General features: G+C 71.8%; 17 protein-coding genes. 7 read left to right on the top strand and 10 right to left on the bottom strand.

Annotated elements, in window-relative coordinates; translation table 11 throughout:
- Positions 1-26: 26 nt before the first annotated feature.
- The 3 genes from AB0D29_RS27050 to AB0D29_RS27040 all read right to left on the bottom strand — a co-directional run bounded on the left by AB0D29_RS27050 (position 27) and on the right by AB0D29_RS27040 (position 2,045).
- On the bottom strand, positions 27-512 hold the full coding sequence (locus AB0D29_RS27050; RefSeq protein WP_362857766.1) for a barstar family protein: 486 nt from the start codon (positions 510-512) through the stop codon (positions 27-29).
- 91 nt (positions 513-603) lie between these two features.
- Entirely contained in the window at positions 604-1,497 is an 894-nt protein-coding gene (locus tag AB0D29_RS27045; protein ID WP_362857764.1) for a sigma-70 family RNA polymerase sigma factor, read from the bottom strand.
- Positions 1,498-1,691: 194 nt separating this feature from the next.
- The gene (locus AB0D29_RS27040; RefSeq protein ID WP_362857762.1) at positions 1,692-2,045 is read right to left on the bottom strand and encodes a VOC family protein; all 354 of its coding nucleotides are present in this window, start codon (positions 2,043-2,045) and stop codon (positions 1,692-1,694) included.
- Positions 2,046-2,216: 171 nt separating this feature from the next.
- Here AB0D29_RS27040 and AB0D29_RS27035 point away from each other — a divergent pair, with 171 nt between their 5' ends.
- Positions 2,217-3,593, top strand: coding sequence for a cation:proton antiporter (locus AB0D29_RS27035; RefSeq protein WP_362857760.1), 1,377 nt, complete (start codon positions 2,217-2,219; stop codon positions 3,591-3,593).
- Here the strand turns inward: AB0D29_RS27035 and AB0D29_RS27030 are convergent.
- From AB0D29_RS27030 to fusA, 3 genes are all read right to left on the bottom strand, one after another.
- The gene (locus AB0D29_RS27030; RefSeq protein ID WP_362857759.1) at positions 3,532-4,359 is read right to left on the bottom strand and encodes a polysaccharide deacetylase family protein; all 828 of its coding nucleotides are present in this window, start codon (positions 4,357-4,359) and stop codon (positions 3,532-3,534) included. The genes AB0D29_RS27035 and AB0D29_RS27030 overlap by 62 nt on opposite strands.
- Before the next feature lie 179 nt (positions 4,360-4,538).
- Positions 4,539-5,081, bottom strand: a complete 543-nt coding sequence (locus AB0D29_RS27025; protein WP_362857757.1) for an FABP family protein — start codon at positions 5,079-5,081, stop codon at positions 4,539-4,541.
- A gap of 57 nt (positions 5,082-5,138) precedes the next feature.
- Positions 5,139-7,211 (bottom strand): elongation factor G, encoded by a 2,073-nt coding sequence (gene fusA, locus AB0D29_RS27020; RefSeq protein ID WP_362857755.1) that lies wholly within the window; start codon positions 7,209-7,211, stop codon positions 5,139-5,141.
- Positions 7,212-7,721: 510 nt separating this feature from the next.
- Between fusA and AB0D29_RS27015 the strand changes: the two genes are divergently transcribed.
- Positions 7,722-9,140 carry an OFA family MFS transporter gene (locus tag AB0D29_RS27015; protein WP_362857754.1) on the top strand — a complete coding sequence of 473 codons (1,419 nt, stop codon included), beginning with the start codon at positions 7,722-7,724 and terminating at the stop codon, positions 9,138-9,140.
- A gap of 173 nt (positions 9,141-9,313) precedes the next feature.
- Here AB0D29_RS27015 and AB0D29_RS27010 read toward each other — a convergent pair whose 3' ends face one another.
- Positions 9,314-9,643 (bottom strand): putative quinol monooxygenase, encoded by a 330-nt coding sequence (locus tag AB0D29_RS27010; RefSeq protein ID WP_362857752.1) that lies wholly within the window; start codon positions 9,641-9,643, stop codon positions 9,314-9,316.
- Between the two features lie 59 nt (positions 9,644-9,702).
- Here AB0D29_RS27010 and AB0D29_RS27005 point away from each other — a divergent pair, with 59 nt between their 5' ends.
- Positions 9,703-10,062 (top strand): MerR family transcriptional regulator, encoded by a 360-nt coding sequence (locus tag AB0D29_RS27005; RefSeq protein ID WP_362857751.1) that lies wholly within the window; start codon positions 9,703-9,705, stop codon positions 10,060-10,062.
- An 83-nt stretch (positions 10,063-10,145) separates the two neighbouring features.
- On the opposite strand, the gene AB0D29_RS27000 is transcribed toward AB0D29_RS27005, so the two are convergent.
- Both AB0D29_RS27000 and AB0D29_RS26995 read right to left on the bottom strand, forming a co-directional pair.
- A complete protein-coding gene (locus AB0D29_RS27000) occupies positions 10,146-13,136 on the bottom strand; it encodes a hypothetical protein (protein WP_362857750.1) in 2,991 nt (996 codons plus the stop codon).
- Entirely contained in the window at positions 13,133-13,573 is a 441-nt protein-coding gene (locus tag AB0D29_RS26995; RefSeq protein ID WP_362857749.1) for a hypothetical protein, read from the bottom strand. Before AB0D29_RS26995 ends, AB0D29_RS27000 begins: the two co-directional genes overlap by 4 nt.
- A 280-nt stretch (positions 13,574-13,853) precedes the next feature.
- Here AB0D29_RS26995 and AB0D29_RS26990 point away from each other — a divergent pair, with 280 nt between their 5' ends.
- The 3 genes from AB0D29_RS26990 to AB0D29_RS26980 all read left to right on the top strand — a co-directional run bounded on the left by AB0D29_RS26990 (position 13,854) and on the right by AB0D29_RS26980 (position 16,345).
- Positions 13,854-14,225 (top strand): hypothetical protein, encoded by a 372-nt coding sequence (locus AB0D29_RS26990; RefSeq protein WP_362857748.1) that lies wholly within the window; start codon positions 13,854-13,856, stop codon positions 14,223-14,225.
- Positions 14,226-14,572: 347 nt separating this feature from the next.
- Entirely contained in the window at positions 14,573-15,526 is a 954-nt protein-coding gene (locus AB0D29_RS26985) for a hypothetical protein (RefSeq protein ID WP_362857747.1), read from the top strand.
- A 483-nt stretch (positions 15,527-16,009) separates the two neighbouring features.
- Positions 16,010-16,345, top strand: a complete 336-nt coding sequence (locus tag AB0D29_RS26980; protein ID WP_362857745.1) for a hypothetical protein — start codon at positions 16,010-16,012, stop codon at positions 16,343-16,345.
- Positions 16,346-16,558: 213 nt separating this feature from the next.
- Here the strand turns inward: AB0D29_RS26980 and AB0D29_RS26975 are convergent, their stop codons facing one another.
- Positions 16,559-16,960: a hypothetical protein gene (locus AB0D29_RS26975; protein ID WP_362857744.1), complete on the bottom strand. Its 402-nt coding sequence runs from the start codon at positions 16,958-16,960 to the stop codon at positions 16,559-16,561.
- Positions 16,961-17,045: 85 nt separating this feature from the next.
- Between AB0D29_RS26975 and AB0D29_RS26970 the strand changes: the two genes are divergently transcribed.
- Positions 17,046-17,534, top strand: a complete 489-nt coding sequence (locus AB0D29_RS26970; RefSeq protein ID WP_362857742.1) for a MarR family winged helix-turn-helix transcriptional regulator — start codon at positions 17,046-17,048, stop codon at positions 17,532-17,534.
- Positions 17,535-17,770 lie beyond the last annotated feature (236 nt).

The raw sequence follows: 17,770 nt of genomic DNA, 5'->3' as shown, positions 1-17,770 counted from the left end.
ATCGCCCTGACGGGACGAAGCCGCTCCTATGACGAGACGACCTCCGCCCAGCACGAGCGCACCTGTTCCCGCACGTCCGGAACGGCTCCCGGATCGCAGGACATGACGACCAGGAGCCTGCTCAGACCGATGCCCTCGGGCCGCTTGACGGAGTACCATCGCCGCCCCGCCCGCAGCAGGGCCCCGAAGAGCTGCCGCCGCCCGACGGCGTCGCCCGGCAGTGCCTCGTCCGCGGCCTCGACGATCACCACGTACTGGTCGGCGGCCAGCCATTCCAGATCGCGCAGACAGTCGAAGAGGGCATCCCAGTCCCACCCGAAGTAGTCGGGCAGCCTCAGTTCGTCGTAGAACTGCCTGAAGACGGCGTCCGTGTCGCACATCTGCCGGCCGTCGAGCCGCGCCACGTACGTCCTGCCGGTCAGCAGCAGATCGACGGGAAGGACGCCTTGCTCCGGAACGACGCGTTTCCAGGGCGCGGTGTCCGCCCCCTCACCCATTGAAGTCTCCCTCACCAGGCGATCGTAGAGCCGGTACGGCAGGGCCCGTCGCCGTGCGGTGCGCGGGGCGGGTGGGCCCGGCGTACCGCACGGCTGCTGTCGGTGGTCAGCCCTCCAGGACGCTCAGGTCGATGCGCGCGAGGCGCTCGGGGTCGGTGAGGATGTCGAGCGCGGTGATCCTGCCGTCCCGGATGGTGAACGCCATGACCGAGATCGCCCGGCCGTCCGCCACCGCGACCACTCCGGGGAGCCCGTTGACCAGCACCGGATGGGCCGCTGCGGCGAACCGGGCGAAGGTGATCGCTTGGGAGGCGACCTCCGCCGCGCCGTGGCGGACCAGGCCGGGACGCAGCGTGCCGCCGTCGGAGCGCGCCACGACGTCCGGGTCGAGCACGGCGACCAGCGCTTCGAAGTCCCCGCCGCGCGAGGCGGCGAGGAAGGCGTCGACGACCGTCCGCAGCCGGGTCCGGTCCGGATCCGGGGCGGGAGCCGCGCCCTGGACGCGGCGCCGGGCGCGGCTGGCGAGCTGCCGGGTCGTGGCCGCGGTCCGCCCCAGAACGGGGGCGATGTCGTCGAAGGGGACGGAGAACAGGTCGTGCAGGACGAAGGCCAGTCGCTCGGCGGGGGCGAGCGTCTCCAGGACGACCATCAGCGCGATGCCGACCGAGTCGGCCAGGAGGACCTCCTGCTCGGGATCGAGGCCGTCCGCCCGGCTGACGACCGGGTCGGGGACGCGGACCTGCCCGTCCTGGTCGTGCAGCGGGTCCTCGCGCCGCGTGGTCCGCGAGCGCAGCATGTCCAGGCACACCCGGCCGACCACGGTGGTCAGCCAGCCGCCCAGGTTCTCCACCGCACCCGCGTCGGAGCGGCTCAGCTTGAGCCAGGCCTCCTGTACGGCGTCCTCCGCCTCGCTGAGCGACCCCAGCATCCGGTAGGCCACCGCCCGCAGATGGGGACGGTATTCCTCGAAGCTCCGCGCCAGAACGTCCTTCTCGCTCACCTGCTGCATCCCCCTGTGCCGATCCATCGGTTGGGACGGACGATAACCGACACGGTCAACGGGTGGTGGCAGCCCACTGGTTGGCATGGCGGCCGGGCGCGGCGGAGACGGTGCAGCCGGTCACGGCGGTCAGGATCGCCCACCCCAGCCGGAGGCCCACCCCCGGGTGGTCACCGCGCCGGCAGTCCGCAAGGTCAGGCGGGCTGCCACAGCTCGATCCGATGGCCCTCGGGATCGGTGACCCAGCCGAACCGGCCGACACCCTCCATGTCCTGCGTCTCCTCGGCCACGTCCGCGCCCTTGCCGCGCAGCTGCGCGAGCATCGCGTCCAGGTCGCGGACCCGGAAGTTGAGCATGGACTGCTGGGCGCGGTCGCCGAAGTAGTCCGTCCCGGACTCGAACGTCGCGAACACCGTCGGCCCGGCCCCCGGATGCCACAGGCCGTTCTCATCGGCGTCCAGGCCGAGGCAGTCGCGGTACCAAGCGCTCAGGGCCGCGGGGTCGGCGGCCCGCATGAAGTACCCACCGATTCCAAGTACACGTTCCATTCCGCCATCCTGCCAGGACGGCGACCGGGCGTAGGCGATTCAATGGTGGCCGCGCCGAACCGGCCCGCCTCGACCCCCCGTTGATCCATCCGCTGAACAGCACTCCCTCGCACTGACGTAAAACCGAACGGTACGACGTCCACCCCGCGGAACGAGTGGAAGTGATCCGGCATGACAGTGATCGACACCATCCGGCTGCTGGCGGCCCTCGCCGTGATCTGCGCCGCCGCACACGGATGCGGCTTCCTCTTCGGCGCCCTGCGCCAGCCCCCCGTCATCGGCGAGGTCGTCGGCGGCATCCTCCTGGGCCCCTCGCTCCTCGGGCTCCTCGCCCCCGCCGCCAGGGCCGCCCTGTTCCCCGCCTCCGGAGCGGTGACCAGCGCCCTCGACGCCATGTACCAGCTCGGCCAGCTGCTCCTGATGTTCCTGGCCGGCGCGGAGCTGCGCATCCGGGCGGGCGGCCGGGAACGCCGCACCGGCGCGATCGTGGCGGCCGCCGGACTCGTGGTGCCCTTCGCGGCCGGCGCGGGCATCGCGGCGCTGGTTCCCGCCTTCTTCGCGGGGCCGGCGGGCTCCACGGCGACGACCGCCCTCGTCGTGGGGCTCGCGATGGCGGTCGCGGCCATTCCGGTCATCTCGCGGATCATGATGGACTTGAAGATCATGGACACCGCCTTCGGCCGGATCGTCCTGATGGTCGCCGTCATCGAGGACGTGATCCTCTACGTCGTCCTCGCCGTGGTCCTCGGCCTCGCCGGCTCCGGCGCCGGTCACCCCGTCGGCCTGTGGGACCTGATCGGCACCACCGCGCCCGTGCCGACGGCCGCGTACTTCACCGTCGTCAGCCTGCTGTTCTTCGCCGCGAGCCTGACCTGGGGAGCCCGGCTCTTCCACCGGCTGGCCCGCCACCGCGCCAACATCGTGGCGCGGCAGAGCCCGGTGGCCTTCCGGCTGATCTTCCTGTGCGCCATGGTGCTGCTGTGCCTGGGCCTCGGAGTCAACGCCGTCTTCGGTGCGCTGGTGGCGGGCATCTGCGCCGCCCGCGGCGATCAGACGGCCGAGGACGGCACCTCAGAGGAGACCGGCCGGGAAGCGGCGGTCTGGGGCGCCATCCGCCAGTTCTCGATGGCCTTCTTCATCCCCGTGTTCTTCGTCCTGGTCGGCATGCGCCTGGACCTGGTGCGCGCCTTCGACCCGGTGTTCTTCCTGTGGTTCCTGACGCTCGCCTGCGGCATCAAGATGGCCGGCATCTGGGTGGGGGCGCGCCTGGCGGGGGAGGACCGGGTGTTCTCCTCGTCCCTCGCGTTCGCCCTCAACGCCCGGGGCACCATCGGCATCGTCCTGGCGGGCGTCACCCGCCAGGCGGAACTCATCAACGACCGCTTCTTCGTGGTCCTGGTCCTCGTCTCCCTCGTGACCTGCCAGATCGCGGGCTTCCGGCTGGCGAGGGCGGCGGACCGGCTCCGGGAGACGGCCGGACCGGCGCCTACCGGGCCCCGGCGGCAGCGGGGGAAGCCGGCGCGGTCAGGAACGAGCGCAGGTCGATGACCTCGTAGCCGTCGGCCAGGGCCGCGTCGACGATCAGGGGGAGGGCTTCGGCGTCGAGCACGACGCCGTCGCCGTTGCTGCCGACGTGCATCTGGATGATCGCTCCGGGGGTGAAGGCGTCGACGGCCCGCTCGACCGCCTCGTCCACGGTCATGCCACCCTTCGGCCCGAGGTATCCGTTGGTGTCCGCGGTGAACTCGATCGCCGCGTAGCCCAGTTCGTTGACGTCGGCGACGGACTGCCGGCTGGTGGAGCTGTAGGGGAAACGGAAGAACGGCAGCGGCTCGGTCCCGGACGCCGTCCGGATCGCCGCGTCGGCGCGGCGCACCTCCTCGGCCCGCTCCGCCGTGCTGATCTGGCCGAAGTAGGGGTGGCTGTACGAGTGGTTGCCGAGGCCGTGCGCGGCCCCCATGGCGCGCACCGCCGCGGGGTGGGCATCGGCGAACTGCCCGGTCGGGAAGAAGGTGGCGGGCAGTTTCCGCCGCCGCAGTTCGGCGAGCACGGTGTCGATCCCGGCCTCGTCCCACGCGGCGTTGAAGGTGAGCGCGATGACCTTGCGCGAGGTGGGCAGCCGGCGGATCTCATTGCCGAGGAGCGAGGCCGGCGGGCGCGGACCGGCGGGAGGACCGCCGGCATCCCGACCGCCCGCGGCCGGAGTGGTCGTCGGAGCGGTGTGCGACTGCGCCGCCGCGGCGCCGGAGCGGGGTACCAGTCCTGCGGCCAGCAGCGCCGCCAGCGCGGCGCGTCGTCCTAGCTCCACCACCATCACTCCCTCCGGTACGCCGCCGCCGTCACGGGGCCTGCCACGACTATGCGACGGCGAGCACCGGATCACCCGCAGCCCGTGCCGGGCACGCGGGTGATCCCGACGGCGGCCAAAGGCCGACGCGGGCCTGGGGGCACCTCCCAGCGGTAGCTGGGGGAGCAAGATCCGAAAGAGACGGCCTAGGAGGGGCGTCGGCGCAGGTGCGTCGTCAGGTGGTGCTGCAGGGGCTGCCCCACCGCGGCCATGTCGTGCAGGACCGTCATCTCCTCGCCGTCGACCGTGTAGCGGCGCCGGGTGCCGGTGACCTCCTTGGCCAGCGGGGTCAGCGACACGTCCTTGGTCTCGATCTCGATGTCCGCACCGGACACCCGGCCCACGTACGTCTCGACGATCCCGGTGGGGTGGGCGAGCACGACCTCCAGGGAGGCGTCGGGCGTCACCCGCCACCACCCCGCCTCACGTCCCGCCGGACGGACCGGAGCCCCGGAGTCGTCGATCAGCCACGCCCGTGCCTCGTAGCGCAGGAAAGGGCGGCCGTCGTGGCTGAAGGTGACCTCCTGCGCGTACCGGAAGTCCTTCTCCAGCGTCGGGTACTCGCCCTGCCCCCGACCGTGCCAGCGCCCGAGCAGGGGCAGCACGGGCCGCAGCAGCGGGTGCGGCTCGGGGCCCTCGCCCAGGACGTGGCTGTCGGGGTAGGGATTTTCCTGCACCGGCTCGAACATGTTCACCTTGCCTGTCTGCGTGGACCCGAGGGGTCCACGCAGACTAGCGCGAGGCGGTCAGCGGGCCGGCAGGGCTGCCGCGACCGAGGCCGGTACCGGCGCGAGACCGGCCGGGCGGGTGGTGAAGGTGCCCCGGCCCTGGGTGCGGCCGCGCAGCCGCGACGCGTAGCCGAACAGCTCGGCCAGCGGCACGGTCGCCGTGATCACCGCGGTCCCCGAGCCCGCCGTGGACCCCGAGACCCGGCCGCGGCGGGCCGCCAGGTCACCCAGCACACCGCCCACCCCGTCCTCCGGAACGGTCACCGTCACCTCCACGACAGGCTCCAGCAGTTCCACCGCGCTCAGGCGCAGCGCCTCGCGCAGCGCGAACCGGCCCGCCGCCCGGAACGCCATCTCCGAGGAGTCCTTGGAGTGGGTCGCGCCGTCGGTGAGCGTGACCCGCAGCCCCGTCACCGGATGGCCGCCGAGCGGGCCCTCGGCGAGGGCGTCCCGGCATCCGGCCTCGACGGCACGCGCGTACTCCTGCGGTACGCGCCCGCCGACGACCGTCGACCGGAACTCGAAGGCGGCCTCCTCCAAGGGCTCGACATCGACGACGACGTGCGCGAACTGGCCCGCGCCACCGTCCTGTTTGACGTGCCGGTAGACCAGGCCCGTCACCCCGCGCACGACGGTCTCCCGGTAGGAGACCTGCGGCCGGCCGACGACGACCTCCACCCCGTGGCCGCTGCGGATCTTCTCCGCCGCGACCTCCAGGTGCAGTTCACCCATCCCCGACAGCACGGTCTGCCCGGTCTCCGCGTCGGAGCGGACCACCAGCGAAGGGTCCTCCTCGGCGAGCCGCGCCAGGGCCGCCGAGAGCCGCCCGGTGTCGATGCTGCGACGGGCTTCGACCGCGACCGACACCACCGGTTCGGCCACCGAGGGCGGTTCGAGGACCAGCGCGGCCCCCGGCGCGCACAGCGTCGTGCCCGCCCGCGCGGCCTTGAGCCCGATCACGGCGACGATGTCACCGGCCACCGCCTCCTCCCGTTCCTCGTGCCGGTCGGCCTGGACCCGCAGGATCCGGCCGACCCGCTCCGTACGGCCCGTGGCCGCGTCCAGTACGGTCGCGCCCTTGCGCAACGTGCCCGCGTACACCCGCAGATAGGTGAGCCGCCCCGTCGCGGTCGCCGTCACCTTGAAGGCGAGGGCCGTGAACGGCTCCGCCGGATCGGGCGCGCGCTCCTGCTCCGCGCCGTCCGCCATCCCCCGTACGGGCGGCATGTCGGCGGGCGAGGGCAGGTACGCCAGGACCGCGTCCAGCAACGGCTCGATCCCGCGGTTGCGGTACGCCGAGCCGCACAGCACCACGACGCCGTCCCCGCGCAGGGTCAGCTCGCGCAGGGCGCGGGCCAGCGTCCGCCCGGTCAGCGCCGAGGTGGCGCAGAACTCCTCCAGCGCGTCGGCGTGCAGCTCCGCCACCGTCTCCTCCAGGAGCCGGCGCCGCCGGTCCGCCTCCTCGCGCAGCGGCTCGGGGACCGGCCCCGTCTCGTACGTGTCGGAGCCGGCGTGCCAGTGCAGCGCGCGCATCGCCAGCAGGTCGACGACGCCGGTGAACGCGTCCTCCCGTCCGATGGGCAGCTGCACCACGAGGGGTACGGCGCCCAGCCGTTCGCGGATCGACGCGACCGCCGTGTCGAGGTCGGCGCCGGCCCGGTCCAGCTTGTTGACGAACGCGATCCGCGGCACACCGTGCCGGTCGGCCTGCCGCCACACCGACTCGCTCTGCGGTTCGACCCCGGCGACGGCGTCGAACACCGCGACCGCCCCGTCCAGCACCCGCAGGGAACGCTCGACCTCGTCGGAGAAGTCGACGTGCCCCGGGGTGTCGATCAGGTTGACGCGATGTCCGTCCCAGGTGCAGCTCACGGCCGCGGCGAAGATGGTGATGCCGCGGTCGCGTTCCTGGGCGTCGTAGTCGGTGACCGTCGTTCCGGCATGGACCTCGCCGCGTTTGTGGATGGCGCCGGTCGCGAACAGGATGCGCTCGGTGACGGTGGTCTTGCCGGCGTCGACGTGGGCGAGGATGCCCAGATTGCGGACGGCGGTGAGGGAAGTGGTGGTGAGGGGTCGCCCGTTGGCGCGCATGGCCCTAGGCCTTTCGAGTGAAGAGAGAAAGGGGCGGCGCGATTCCCGTACGCGATCCTCGGGGCCCCGCCACGCAGCCGCAGCCGCAGCCGCAGCCGCAGCCGCAGCCGCAGCGCCGTCGCCGCGGCGCCGTTGCCGCCGCGCCCGGAGGAGGCCCGGGCAGGAGGTGGCGTACAGGAAGCGGGAAACGGAAAGCGGAAAGCGGGAAGTGGAGGGAACCCGAAGAGATCTGGAAGAGATCTAGAAGTGCGTCACGGGGGTACGGTGACGGCCGCGCGGCCGGCACCGCGCGCTGCGAGACACCGGGATCACGTCGTACCGGGACGGGGGAGCGAAGACGGCGGTGCGGTGCGTGCGCATGGCCGGACTCCCCTTCTCTTCACTCGGTATGAGGCGCGCGGTGCCCTGTCGGCAGCGCGTACGGCGAGTCTAGATCGCGGGCCGGCCCGGGGGCACCGCATTTTCCGCTGCCCCCGCGCCGTTGGTCCGGGATGCGGTACGGTCCGCGGCATGCTCGCCGGACTGCGTACCCCCGCACCCCGGGGATGGAGCCGCTGGCTCGTTCCGCCCGCCGCCCTGTCCATCCATCTCGCCATCGGCCAGGCCTATGCCTGGAGCGTCTTCAAACCGCCGCTGGAAGCCTCCCTCGGACTCTCCGGCACCGCGTCCGCCGTACCGTTCCAACTGGCGATCGTCATGCTCGGACTGTCGGCGGCCTTCGGCGGCACCCTGGTGGAACGCAACGGGCCGCGCTGGGCGATGACCGTGTCCGCGGTCTGCTTCACGTCCGGTTTCCTGGTCGCCTCCGTCGGCGCCGCCACCCACGCGTACTGGCTCGTGGTGCTCGGCTACGGCGTCATCGGCGGTACGGGCCTCGGCATCGGCTACATCTCCCCGGTCTCCACGCTCATCAAGTGGTTCCCCGATCGGCCCGGCATGGCCACCGGCATCGCCATCATGGGCTTCGGCGGCGGCGCGCTGATCGCCGCGCCCTGGTCGGCGTACCTGCTGGACACCTTCGGGAGGGACGCCACCGGCATCGCGAAGACCTTCCTGGTCATGGGAGTCGGGTACGGGGTCTTCATGACCCTCGGGGTGTTCCTGGTACGGCTGCCGCCGCAGGACTGGGCGCCGCCGGAGCGGCCGGGCCCGGCGCCCGCCGCGGCCGACGACCGTCCCCTGGCACCCCTGGTACCCCTGGCACCCCTGGAGCCCCTTGCACCCCTGGTGACCGGCGCCCAGGTTTCCGCCCGAGAGGCCCTGCGCACCCCGCAGTTCTGGTGCCTGTGGGTGGTCCTGTGCGCCAACGTCACGGCGGGCATCGGCATCCTGGAACGGGCCGCCCCGATGATCGTGGACTTCTTCGCCGACACACCGGCACCGGTCGCCGCGGGCGCCGCCACGGGCTTCGTCGGACTGCTCTCGCTCGCCAACATGCTGGGCCGCCTCGTGTGGTCGTCCGCCTCCGACGTCATCGGCCGCAAGCGGATCTACCGGGTGTACCTGGGCGGCGGCGCGCTGATGTACCTGCTCATCGCGCTCTCCGGGAACTCCTCCACCTTCCTCTTCATCGGCTGCGCCGCCGTCATCCTGTCCTTCTACGGAGGGGGCTTCGCCACGATCCCGGCCTACCTGAAGGACCTCTTCGGCGTCCACCAGGTCGGTGCGATCCACGGCCGGCTGCTCACCGCCTGGTCGGTGGCCGGAATCCTCGGCCCCCTGATCGTCAACACCGTGGCGGACGCCGGCGAGGCCGCCGGGCGCACCGGCCCCGCCCTCTACGGCACGTCCTTCCTCGTCATGATCGGCCTCCTCGCCGTCGGCTTCGCCGCCAACGAGCTCGTACGGCCCGTGGACCCCCGGCACCACCAGCCGCCGGCCGTCGGACCGGAGGCCGTGCCCGTCCCGCAGAAGGGAGCGCCCCCGTGACCGGCCGCCGCCGCGCCCTGTTCCTCGTCGCCTGGCTGTGGGTCGGCACCCCCTTCGCGTACAGGATGTACGAACTGGTTTTGAAACTGCGGCAGTTGTTCACGGGCTGAGACCCGCGGAGCCCGTGGCGCAGGCGGGCACCTCGAAGTCGGGGGCCGTCGTCGCAGTCCTTCTCAGGCGGGCACCGGTTCCGCCTCGGGGTACGGGCTGAGCATGGTGTCGAAGTAGCCCTCCGGGGCTGCCTCCAGGAAGGTCGACAGATTCTCGAGGAAGGCGCGCAGCGGGGGCGTCGCGTTGTGCCGGTCCAGGTCTTCCTGGGAGCGCCAGACCTCGTACAGGAAGAAGCGGCCGTCCTCGTGCTCGTGGAGGTGGTACTGCAGGTTGCCGGGCTCAAGCCGGGTGGGTTCCACGAAAGAGGACAGGATGCGCCGCACTTCGTCCGTGCGCTCAGGCCTGGGGCGCAGGAACCCGTAGAGGGATATGGGGCGATCTGTGTTCGTCATGACCCTCACGCTAAGATCTCACACCCATGTGAGATTCAAGGGGTTGTGAGGAGCGCCACATGAAGATCGGCGAGCTCGCCGCAGAAACGGGGACCTCCGTCCGACTGCTGCGGTACTACGAGGAGCAGGGCCTCCTGGAGTCCTACCGCCTCGACAGCGGCCACCGCCGCTACGACGACAGCGCCCCCACCGTGGTCCGGCGCATTCGCGCACTGCTGGACGCCGGCCTGCCCACCCGCGTCATCCGCGACCTGCAGCCGTGCATCAGCCCGGACGGCACGGTCGCCGGATGCAAGCTGGAGACCCTCCAGGAACACCTCGAGGGCCTGGAGGACCGGATCTCCGCGCTTTCGGAGACCCGCACCTCCCTGGCCGGTCTCATCTCCGCCACCCGGGCCCGCGAACAGCACCTGCTCTAAAGGGCGTGGGCGCCGAGAGCGTCAAGAGCTCCGGGAACGCGAATCCGCGCCACGGACCGCCTTGGGCTGCTGCTGATGGTGCCTCAAGGGGCTTGGCGTTGCGCCGGACGGGCGAGCCACCGCCACGGCGGGCGGTGCCGGCGGATCCTCCGGCGCACCGCGCCGGCCTCCGCCGCCGCGCCCGTCTCCTCGTGGAACCGCGCCAGGAGCTCGAGGGTGCGGACCACGTCCTCGCGGTACGCGCCGGGGTCGCCGGCTGCCGCCATCAGGTCCTCGTACACCCCGACCGCACGGCACAACGGCTCTTCGACCCCCGTGTCACGCCCCATCGCCCGACGATGGAGAGCCAGCCGGACGAGCGCTTCCGCGTGATCGAGGCGGTCCCTCGTCAAGCCGTCCTCGGCCAGCCGCCGGTACGCGTCGGTGATCTCCGTGCGCGCGGCGAGCCCTGTGGCGCCTTCTCGTGCCGCCACGGGGAGGAGCAGGGCGATGAGGCGCCGGGCGTAGACCGGTGCCTTGATCCGCGCCATGTACCGGTAGACGGCGGTCTCCAAGGCGTCGGTCGCCTCGTGGGCCTGCTGCGGTCCGTAGTGCGCTCGGGGCACGCCGCTCACGTCGGGCGGTGGTCGCATGCGGCTGCGCAGCTCGTCGGCCTCGGCGCGGACCGTACGTGCCTCTGCGGCGCGGCCCTTCGCTTCCAGAGCGCCGGCGTGGGCCCGCAGGGACTGTTCCAGCGAAGGGGCCAGCGCGTCCGGGTTCGCCTCGGCACGCTGCCGGTTCATCGCGACCGCCCGGGTGCTCGCGTCGAGGGCCCGGGTCCGCCAGTCGGTGCCGACGGGGAGGGCATGGCGCCAGGTGAGCAGGAGGCCGGAGAGGTTGGACAGGGCCAGTGCGTAGGTCCCGGGATGGTCGGGCGGGTCGCCGGCCGTCCGGGGCCCGAGGAGGTGCACCGCTCCCTCCGTCGCCGCGACCGCGGCGCCGCCGCGCCCTGAAGTGGAGAGGTCGGCACCGATGTTGAGGAGGGTCGCGCCGAGGTCGTTGCGGTGCCGTTCGGCGTCCTGCTCGGCCAGCAGGACGAGCACGTCGAGCGCCGTGGCATGGGCGCGGAACCCGTCCGCCCACCGTCCGACGGTACCGAGGGCCTGCGCGTGGTCGCAGAGGGCGAGCGCCCACCGGGCCTGTCGGCCGTCGGGGCCGAGCCCGGCGAACCGGCCCTCCGGGTCGGTCTCGGCCAGGACGCGCTCGAAGTGCACGGCCCGTTCCGTCGCTTCGACGGCCTCGTGCGGCCGGCCCAGACTTGTGTGACTGGTGAACAGGTTGGCGTACGCCACGCCCAGGTGCGGGGTCTGCGAGCCGGGCCGCTCGGCCTCCAGCCGCTCCAGGAGTGCGACGACCCGCACCGTCGAGTGGTGTGCCTCCTCGTACCGTCCGGCGCCGCGCAGGGCGTTCGCCAGCTTGGTGTGGACGACGGCGTGCCGGTCCGGGTCGTCCGTGGCCGCCAGCCAGTGCCGGGCGAGCCGTTCCACCAGGACCGCGCGGGCCGGGTCGAGGTCGGGGTGCTCGCGCTGGGGCAGACGGGCCTCGATCGCCTCGAGGAGCCCCATGTCGATGTCGTCGAGCGCGGCGACCGCGCCGAGCGCCCGTCCGCCGGCGGCGACGGCGAGCCATGGTGCCTGCCGCAGCAGCGGGTACAGGTGGTCATGGCGCATGTGCCGCCAGCGTTCGGCGGACGCGGCCAGGAAGATCAAAGCGCGGGGCGTCCACGGCGCCGGCCGCCCGTCGCCGCCGCGCAGCAGGAGGCGGCCGAGTACATCCGGGGCCCAGGACGACGGCGGGTAGACGCTCTGCGCGCGGTGGCCGGGAAGGGTGAGGGCGAGGAAGTCCTCGGCGAGCCGGTCGGGCAGCAGCGGTTCGAGGACGAGGGCGGGCTCGGATCCGGAGGGCGGGTAGCAGACGCCGTGGTCGGCGAGGACCCGCTCGGCGGGGTGCGGTGCGGCGGGTGGGCTTCCGGTCACCCGGTCGACGACGTTCCGGCCGGTCTCCCGGTGTACGGTCCCCGTCAGTGCGGCCGCGAACACGGCGCGGTTCATCACCTGCGGCGGAGTCGTGTAGGTCCGCCCGGCGGCGGCCGTCGCGCGGCCCGCGTCCTGGGTGTGGAGCCGCGCCCAGTGGGCCTGTTCGCGGTTGAGGAGGTACGTGACCAGGCCGACGGCGTCGGTGGGCGTACGACGGCCGTGAAGGTGGGCGTCGACGGCGACCAGGGCGGCCATGTGGACGGCCAGCGTCAGCCCGAAGTCCGGCCCGTCCAGGGGTACCGGCGGGGGCACTCGTAACGGCGTGTCGTCGGGCGCGCCCGGGGCGGCTCCGAGGCAGGCGGCGAACGTGTCGCGGGCGGCCTCGAACATCTCGGCCCGTTCGCCGTCGTGCTCCCGCAGGGGTTCGAGGGCCTGGACGGAGGTGGCCGCCTGGGAGTCGTGGAGGGCGGCCTGCACGGCCGGCCACTGGTCGGTGCTGCGGGCGAGCAGCAGCACCCGGGTCGGCAGGTCGGGATGGTGGAGCAGCCGGTTGCTCAGCAGCCAGGTGAGGTGGGGGAGCGGCCAGTGGTCGGCGTAGTCGACGACCAGCAGCACCCCGACGGCGCCCACGGCCCGCAGGTCGCCGCCGGCGCCGCCCGGGAGCACGTTGCCGGGGGCGTGCACGGCCCTGACGACCTTCCACCCTTCGGCGGCGCTGTCCCGGGCGAACGCCGCCGCGAGGCGGCTCTTGCCCTGGCCGCCGGACCCGTGCAGCCAGCGGACGGCGAGCCGTCGGCCGACGCCGCCGCGCCACGCGCGGAGCTCGGCGAGCTCATCCGTCCGGCCCGTGAACGGGACGATCTCGTGCCGGGCGCTGAGCAGGCGACTGGGCAGCTCCCGCAGCCATTCCGAGTCCGACTCGGGCGGGGGGAGCCACTCCTCCAGGACGTAGGAGGGCAGCCCGTCCACGTACACATGGAGGTCGGCGCCGACCACGCCGTACGCGAAGCCCCCTTCCGCGGTGACGTGCTGACGCGCCGACGGGTCCGGCGCGCTCATACGGGGGATTCGCCGGCGGCCGGCCGGTGATGGTGCACGTGCACGCTGCTGCCGGGTCCCTGGGCGCCGAAGGCGGTGCCGCCGGCGTGCGCGGTGATGTGCTGCGACCACTTCTGGGCGGCCGGGGGCACGGACACCTCCTCGATCAGGGTGCGCAACTCGTCCGCGGCCTCCGGGTGTTCGCGTAGCAGGGCGCCGATCCGGCGCGCCCAGGGGCGTACGAGGTCGTCGCGTACGCCGTCGGTGTCGTCGCTCTCGCCCGCGACCAGTTCCGCGTCGCCGTCCAACTGGGCCTGTAGCGCGGTGGACCGCTCGTCGCCACGGCGGTGGAAGAGCTCGACGACGCGCTCCCGGGTGCCCTCCCAGGCGCTGGTGGCCATGGCCGCCACGACGGTCGTCGCCCCCGTCATGGCCAGCACGGTCATCGGATCCGACATGGAACTCCTTTCCGGGCGTCAAGTGACGTCATGCCGGCGAGGGTATCGACGACGTCGCGTTCCGTCCGGTGTGACCGGGGGACGCAGCCCGAACGAGTGGCGCGGACCGGTCTGCCTCTGCGGCGCCCGCCAGTGGCGGCACCGTCGTGAGTGCGGAGCCGCACCCGAAGCCCAGGCCCCGGGGCCGCTTGGCGCTCTGCGGGTCGCCCTGGCTTCTGTCGCCCTGGCTCCTGTCGACCTGGTCCGGGGGCGTCTGAACCGTCCGGCCGCCAGTCGCCTGGTGGAGGCTGCGGCCCGCAGCGAGCTCGCTCGGTTGGCCGGGTTCGCTGGTCGCGCCGATGCGCCGCAGGTCCTCGTCGACCGGATCGCCCGCCGCCTGGGGGTGCCCGCCCAGGTGATGCGCGCGCATCGAAGCCACCCCGATGCTTCTGGCGGGCCTCGTCGGCGAGGTCGCGACAACCGCATCAAGGACCTGCTCCTTGACACCATCACCATCACCATCACCTTCGTCGAGGGCGACACCCAGACTTGCAGCGAGGACATCCATCAGCCTTCCCGCGCCCTGGACGGGCCCGGCCTGCGAGATGACCAGGACATGCACTTCGAAGCCCTGGCCACCGCCGCGGAGAACGCGGAGCTCACGACTTTCTGACGGCCTGCCGGGCGGCCGCCGATGCGCCCGCGGCGCCGCCGGTCAACCCCTCCCATGGTGTGAGACGGCCGTTCAGGCGTCGCCCGTACCTCGTTGACATCCACCGGTCCTTACCAAGGGCAAGGACCGGCGGGCGCACCACCCGATTGCCCGCCCGGCCACCGGCTGCACCCAGCCTGAAAAGCCCCCACCAGGCGGTCCTCCTACAGGCCCCTGCCGAAGTTCCCCCCCCCCGCATCACCATCAGCCGACGCGGCGTCCGCCTCCGGCTGCTCAAGAAGCCGTACCTCCACGTCCGATGACGTGCACCCCGCACACGCGGGGGTCGCCCAAAGGAGACCCACCTCATGTCCGACCAGCCCGACAGCCCCGAAGCCGACGAGAGCGGCACCGCGGCCACCCCGCCGATACCACCGCAGCCCGCACACATGCCCGCCCCGCAGCCTGAGCCCCGTACGCGCCCGGCCTGGCTCATCCCGGTCATCGCCACCACTGTCGTCGTCGGCATCACCGCAGCCACGGCCGGCTACCTCCTCGCCGGCGGCAACAAGACCGACGACGCCGCGACCGGCGCGAGCGCAAGCCGGAGCCCGTCGGCGAGCGCGGCCACGGCGTCCGCGTCGCCGACTCCCGCGCCCTTGCCCCGGGTCAGCGGCGTCGCCGGCGTGAAGCGCGCCTCCTGGGAGGACGCCGTCACCGAGCTGACGAAGGCCGGCGTCGCCAAGGACAACATCTCCTGGGTGTCGCCGTTCTCCGACCAGCCCAGGCCCGCAGCCCCTGCCGGAATGACCGTGTGCGAGGTCGTCAGCGGCAGCGCCGCGCCGATCGACGCGACGACGAAGGTCGACCTGTCGGTCATCGAGAAGGGTGGCACCTGGCCGCTCACCCACAACCAGCCGAAGCCGAAGCCGTCCTGTACCGAGACCGGCGAGTACAAGAAGGTCTCCGACCGGGAGTTCAAGCAGATGGTGCGCAACACCACCGCGCACCTCATGGGCTGCTTCACCATCTACGGCGAGATCGTCCAGGCCGACTCCGCGACCGGCACCACCTCGGTCCGCGCGAACACGTGCGGAGAGAAGAAGTACCCCAAGTACGGGTTCCTCTCCGACTGCGACACGAACAGCATCCTGACCCAGCTCCTGCCCACCGGGAAGCTGAACGGGGTCGTCAAGGGCGACATCTTCGAGGCGAAGGTCCAGATCGGCCTCGACACGAGTTACCAGACCACCTTGGGCGGCACCATCAGCGCGCCGACGTTCTACGTCCAGGAGATCGACCGGTACGCCAGCAGCGACTGACCCAGCCGCCCCGACCCGTCGCCGTCCGCACACGGCGACGCCGGCCGGCGACAAACGGCTCGTCCGCCGGCTGGACGTCCTGGCCGCCGAGGAGCCGCTGGCCGCGTTGAAGGCCCTGACTGACCTGCGGTACGTCGTCGCCCGGACCGGCCACGACGCGGTGGTGGGTGAGCTCGCTGGCTTCGGCGCCAAGTGCGGCCGTCGAACCGCAGGGGCCGCTGCCCGACTCCGGGCGGCGCTGCGGCCGTGGCATTTACGGTTCCGGCGCCCCACTGTCAAGTCCCGATATTCAGGGGCATGACCAGGTAGATCAAGCAGGGCTTACTTGAAGCACGGATTCGCGGCAATCAGGAAACCGGACTGAACTGTCCGGAGGAAATAGCCTGGCTGCGAATTCACCAAACAAAGGGGAGCGAATGCTCCCAGAGCAATCTCTGGTCGCCGCATTGAGTGAACAGAGGGAAATGAATCGGAGGAAATGCAATGGCTGCAGAAGTTAGGTTCGTGAGGCTCCAGTGCCTGGAAACCGAGGACAACGGTGCTGACGAGGCGTACCTGCAATACAACGGTGCTCACCTCGCAGGCATCCAGGACATAGAAACTGGAGGCCAGTGGCAACTCGACCTCGTCAAACGTATTGACGGCGAGGCTTTGGTGTCCCTCTTCGACGAAGACGACATCGATGAAGACGACCACCTTGGCACCATCGTGATCAGTGAGTCGGAATTGAATCAGGGGCTCCGATCGCAGACGTTCAACGAGGATGAGGCCAACTATGTGCTCTTCTATCGAGTACTGCCCCTCCCCCCGCAGGACTGATCATTTCTGGTGCATCTGCCACGCGGTGCGGTCCTGACTTCCGCATCTAGTGAGCGGCTGCGCTTCCTGAATTCTGGAAGCGCAGCCGCACTATTTTGTCCCTGGGGCCCACGACGTCACCGAGACCGACATCGGCCGGTTCGTCCGCGCTCTCGCGATCTGGACGGCCGCCCGCAACTTTCCCGGGCGGTGACCCCGGCCCGCGCACGCGCGTCAGGCCACCGTGCCGGCGACTCCGGTGCGGCCGTCGGGGACGCCGACGATCGTCACGATCACCTGCTTGCGGACGGCCTCGCCGAGCACGTCGGCCAGTGCGTCGGTGGTGGTGGCGACCAGGCGGGCGGGAGCGTCCGGGACCTGGGGTAGGTGATAGGCGGCCTCGCGCATGCTGAGGGTGACGAGAGGTGCATCGTTGCCGGTCGGGTTGCCGCCGATGCCCCGGCGGTGCTGCGGGATGCCGATGAGGTCCACTCCGACGAGGCGGCGGAACTCCTTGCCGTAGACGGCGCCGACCGCGTCGGTCAGGGCTCTGATCAGCTTCGGTTCTACCGTCCCGTCGAGGGCTTCTTCGCGGATGTGCACGCTGAAGTGCGGCATGGTGGCAACTCCGTTCACGTCGGTACGTATGATGGAGAGCGGCTTACTTTGAAAGCAAAGCAAAATAGCTTTGAAGTCAAAGGTAACTGTGGAGGGGTGTGAGATGTCAAGGCCCGAGGCGCTCGGCGCAACGGAGGGCGGCGAGAACGAGGTCGATGACGCCGTCCGGGCCCTGTTGCTGCTCATGCCGCGGATGGTGGGCCGGGTCAAGAAGATCCCCGTGCCCGAGGCGCTGCAGTCCTTCGCGCTGGCGCCGCGCCACCTCTCGCTGCTCTCCTACCTGCTCTTCGACGGGCCGATGACCGTGAACGAGCTCGCGGCCCGACTGCAGGTCGCGCCGACCACGGTGAGCCTGCTGGTCGGCGACCTGAGCCGGAAGGGGATCCTGGAACGGCGCGAGGACGAGGCGGACCGGCGTCGTCGGATCATCGGCATCGCGGCCGACCAGCAACCCGCGATCACTGCCTGGCTCGCCCCGGGTGCGGCCGCGTGGCGCAAGGCGTTGGCCCCCCTGACCCCGGATCAGCGGCAGCTATTCGTCGACACTTTGCTCGCGTACGAAGCCGCGGTCAGCGACGAGAAGCAAGGCTGAGCCGAGCCCACAGGCAGCGCCGCTCACGGGTAGCTGATGTCCAACGCGGGGGCGGGCTGCATTGCCGCCGGCGGCGGCCGTCTGCGCGACGCTCCGCTCCTCGCCAACGCGGGCCCGCAGGAAGGCGATCCACGCTGCGAAGGCACTACGCTGCACGCGTGATCGAGCATTCGAACGTACGCCTCGCTGACCTTCTCGACCGCCGTGCGGACGGGCATGAGCCCGAGCCGGAGGCT

The sequence above is a fragment of the Streptomyces sp. NPDC048424 genome, assembly GCF_040651555.1.
In the GTDB taxonomy this organism is placed as follows: domain Bacteria; phylum Actinomycetota; class Actinomycetes; order Streptomycetales; family Streptomycetaceae; genus Streptomyces.
The sequence above is the reverse complement of the archived record's forward strand: the minus strand, read 5'-3'. Positions and strand labels throughout refer to the sequence as shown.

Bases quoted from the DNA above. Each gene is read 5' to 3' on its own strand.
- AB0D29_RS27030 (WP_362857759.1), bottom strand. From the start codon at position 4,359: ATGGTGGTGGAGCTAGGACGACGCGCCGCGCTGGCGGCGCTGCTGGCC.
- AB0D29_RS27025 (WP_362857757.1), bottom strand. From the start codon at position 5,081: ATGTTCGAGCCGGTGCAGGAAAATCCCTACCCCGACAGCCACGTCCTG.
- AB0D29_RS26995 (WP_362857749.1), bottom strand. From the start codon at position 13,573: ATGTCGGATCCGATGACCGTGCTGGCCATGACGGGGGCGACGACCGTC.
- AB0D29_RS27040 (WP_362857762.1), bottom strand. From the start codon at position 2,045: ATGGAACGTGTACTTGGAATCGGTGGGTACTTCATGCGGGCCGCCGAC.
- AB0D29_RS26970 (WP_362857742.1), top strand. From the start codon at position 17,046: ATGTCAAGGCCCGAGGCGCTCGGCGCAACGGAGGGCGGCGAGAACGAG.
- AB0D29_RS27010 (WP_362857752.1), bottom strand. From the start codon at position 9,643: ATGACGAACACAGATCGCCCCATATCCCTCTACGGGTTCCTGCGCCCC.
- AB0D29_RS27000 (WP_362857750.1), bottom strand. From the start codon at position 13,136: ATGAGCGCGCCGGACCCGTCGGCGCGTCAGCACGTCACCGCGGAAGGG.
- AB0D29_RS26980 (WP_362857745.1), top strand. From the start codon at position 16,010: ATGGCTGCAGAAGTTAGGTTCGTGAGGCTCCAGTGCCTGGAAACCGAG.
- AB0D29_RS26985 (WP_362857747.1), top strand. From the start codon at position 14,573: ATGTCCGACCAGCCCGACAGCCCCGAAGCCGACGAGAGCGGCACCGCG.
- AB0D29_RS27035 (WP_362857760.1), top strand. From the start codon at position 2,217: ATGACAGTGATCGACACCATCCGGCTGCTGGCGGCCCTCGCCGTGATC.
- AB0D29_RS27005 (WP_362857751.1), top strand. From the start codon at position 9,703: ATGAAGATCGGCGAGCTCGCCGCAGAAACGGGGACCTCCGTCCGACTG.
- AB0D29_RS27015 (WP_362857754.1), top strand. From the start codon at position 7,722: ATGCTCGCCGGACTGCGTACCCCCGCACCCCGGGGATGGAGCCGCTGG.
- fusA (WP_362857755.1), bottom strand. From the start codon at position 7,211: ATGCGCGCCAACGGGCGACCCCTCACCACCACTTCCCTCACCGCCGTC.